The 2,741-nt window shown below is 45.1% G+C and carries 6 protein-coding genes and 1 pseudogene; 1 reads left to right on the top strand and 6 read right to left on the bottom strand.

The features are described 5' to 3' along the window. Nucleotides 1–198 (top strand): hypothetical protein (locus WG89_RS31815; protein ID WP_216638578.1); only part of this gene is annotated, 198 nt, incomplete at its 5' end. On the opposite strand, the gene WG89_RS27915 is transcribed toward WG89_RS31815, so the two are convergent. The 6 genes and pseudogenes from WG89_RS27915 to WG89_RS33110 all read right to left on the bottom strand — a co-directional run. Next, nucleotides 189–689, bottom strand: a complete 501-nt coding sequence (locus WG89_RS27915; protein ID WP_079254105.1) for a glutathione S-transferase family protein — start codon at nucleotides 687–689, stop codon at nucleotides 189–191. The genes WG89_RS31815 and WG89_RS27915 overlap by 10 nt on opposite strands. 47 nt (nucleotides 690–736) lie before the next feature. Next, a complete protein-coding gene (locus WG89_RS27910; RefSeq protein ID WP_062270982.1) occupies nucleotides 737–1,096 on the bottom strand; it encodes a DUF3703 domain-containing protein in 360 nt (119 codons plus the stop codon). 59 nt (nucleotides 1,097–1,155) lie between these two features. Further along, nucleotides 1,156–1,614, bottom strand: a complete 459-nt coding sequence (locus WG89_RS27905) for a GNAT family N-acetyltransferase (RefSeq protein ID WP_062270980.1) — start codon at nucleotides 1,612–1,614, stop codon at nucleotides 1,156–1,158. Nucleotides 1,615–1,708: 94 nt separating this feature from the next. Beyond that, entirely contained in the window at nucleotides 1,709–2,167 is a 459-nt protein-coding gene (locus WG89_RS27900; RefSeq protein ID WP_079254103.1) for a DUF4124 domain-containing protein, read from the bottom strand. Further along, entirely contained in the window at nucleotides 2,164–2,463 is a 300-nt protein-coding gene (locus WG89_RS27895; protein ID WP_062270975.1) for a hypothetical protein, read from the bottom strand. The genes WG89_RS27900 and WG89_RS27895 overlap by 4 nt, the downstream gene beginning before the upstream one ends. Nucleotides 2,464–2,509: 46 nt before the next feature. Further along, nucleotides 2,510–2,741, bottom strand: a pseudogene (locus WG89_RS33110) (hypothetical protein); the annotation flags it as partial.

Raw genomic sequence — 2,741 nt, 5'->3', positions numbered from 1 at the left:
GAGTTGAACCCAGTAGAACTCATTTGGAGTGTATTAAAGTCAGGCCGCATTGGTCGTATGGCGTTGAAAACAAAAGATCAATTTCTCAGAGCGGTCAGTTCTGGATTGAAATCCATACAGAGGAAGAAAAAAATGATTTTAGGGTTCTTCCGAGCTGAGAACACCGCTTATGCTTGCTTAGAAAAAGTTCATGCATAGGGTGTGCTCAGATCAATATCAGCTGTGGTCAGTTGCTCACCGATCAGAAAAGGGGTTTGTTGCAGTTGTTGCTCCATCACCTTAAGGGCCTTGAGCCCACCTTCCTGTTTACTTTCATAGTCAGCACGTCGATTTTCAGGTAAGCCCAGATACTTATTGATGAACCTGGCCACGGCTATAAAGGGCTCGTGGCTGTATTGTTCAAAAAACTGCCATTGTTGTACCTTGGCCAGTGCAAAAGGGTCTGAAGGCAGCAGGGCTGAGTCTTTGGCCAGATAATTCAGAATGGCGTTGGATTCCCAAAGGCAACGACCGTCATCCAGTTCCAGTAATGGGATTTTGCCATTGGGGTTTTTGGCGAGAAATGCCTGAGTCTGAGTTTCGTGGTTAAGAATATCCACATGAACCCATTCATGGTTCAGGTCGAGCAGGGCAGTGAGCAGCTTGATCTTGTAACAGTTGCCTGACTGAATATCGCCGTATAGTTTCATGGTTTATTGTCTTCCTGAACAGATCCTGGAATGCGTTGGTATTGTTATCAGCTCTTTGCCTGTTCAATCAGGACTTCGTGTTCTTTCTTGATGGGCATGACCTTGAATGGGCTGACATTGCTCCCCCCGGTGTTCCCTTTGGGCACCAAGCCAAAGGCGGTTTTTGTAGCGGCACCCACTATTCTCAAAATCTGGCCAACGACTTCACCAGGCTTGTTTTGCTGAAGTCCCCAAAGCAACATGAGCCAGTGGACTTTGACATGGAGCCAGGTGGATTCCTGACCCAGAACATGAGCATTCTCAAGGTGTTTAAAGGCTTCCTGCGACCGACCCTGAATCATCAGGTCATCGTGCAGCCGAAGTTCTTCTTCGACATAAGGTCTTATGTTTTTTGAAAAAGCAGACATATTTTGGGTTTCTAATTCTTTAGTCCGCCCACAACCTAGCATTTTTACGTCAGGGCTTGCTACTGCCAAAGAGACAGATCACACACGAGCCGCAACATATCTTTGTGCTGAATACCCATCTCAAAAATGGGTTCATCGTAATGATCGAGAAAGAAATTTTTCCGTACTGAATCAACCCGGAACCCTTGTCGTTGATAAAAAGCCAGCTGGTGGCCAAAACTACCGGTCCCAAGCTCAACCTTTTCTATACCCTTGTTGCTCAGTGCATGAAGGGTGAATTTAAGCAGTTGAGTACCAATCCCTTTGGCCTGAATATCTGGGGCAACAGCGATATTAAAGAGCTCGGCAGTGGTGTCGTTCTCAGGCTTAACGAAACAGATTCCAACAATCTCTTCACCCTCAAACGCAGCAAAACACCATGAATCTTTCAGATAGGATTGAATGCACTGCTCAGAAGGGTCTGCTTCCAGCAGTAAGGGCATAGGTGCTCTTTGGAAGGGGATTTCCTGAAAAGTCATATCTGGCTTTTGAACTTGCTAGGCAGAAGAATTCACTCATTTTACATCTATATTGACTTGTTGTTAAAACCTCTGAAACAAATACTTTTCAGCCTTATTGCGGATCTTTGCCAAAAATTTCAGTCAGAGGAGATGCATCCGGTGAAATCATCACTTCTGCTATGCCATTTGAGTCTGTGGGTTGTTTAATGGACACCAGAATAGTGGCTTGCTGACTGATACGATTCAGGTGTCGCATAAACTGGGTTGATTGGTATTGCTCAGCAAATTCGTAAGTGATGTTGTAATTGCTCTGACTCTTAAGGATTTTCTTGATCTTAATACCTTCAGGTGTGTATTTCTTAAGTTGATTAGTCCAGTGATTTTGGGTGGATGGCTCATAAGAAATGGTTTTCTCCTCCTCTTTCGCGGAGCAGGGTTGATCCTGAAACCTGGTCTTGCCTTTCTCTGTGGTGCATTTATAGATGGTCGCCATACTATGGGTTGATCCCACAAGAGCAACGACTAGTAGCATATTAGAAAGAGAACGATTGAAAGATTGTCGTATGTTCATAACAGGTACTTTTCCATTTCGTCCAGCCAATTCGGAAGATGATTGTTATACCAGTTTAAGTGGACTTGCGGATCTGATTTTGGACGATCAATAAACAGATTGATGACTTCAATGACAATCCAGGCTTTAGCCAGAATGATCTGCTTAAGTAGTTGTTCATCGGTGAGAGAATGGCTCACCTCCCTGTAGTTTTTGATCACATGTTTATAGTCTGCCAGTGTGCCGAGATTCGGGATCAGGGGAGCCAGATCAATAGCAGGGCTGCCTCGACCGAACCTTTCCCAGTCGAACAGCACCAGATCTCCATTTCTTCGTTGACCCCAGTTTCCCAGGGCAATTGCATCAATTCAGAACGACTGAGCAAAGCAGCTTTTTCAGGTGCTTATGGTCCCACCCTGCTAGCTTCCGGTGACTCTTGATACTGCGACTTCCCTTATTGGCTTTGATAGCGTTCAGCGCAAGCCGTCTCAGAATGGAGAAATTTTCAGCCCCATTTCCTGTGCTTATCTGACATGCGTCCTCTGAAAATGCAACGTCCAAAATCCAGTGCAGATTATTCTCCACCGCCCAATGA

The organism is Endozoicomonas arenosclerae (assembly GCF_001562015.1).
Lineage (GTDB): Bacteria > Pseudomonadota > Gammaproteobacteria > Pseudomonadales > Endozoicomonadaceae > Endozoicomonas_A > Endozoicomonas_A arenosclerae.
This window is presented reverse-complemented; position numbering and strand designations above follow the sequence as displayed.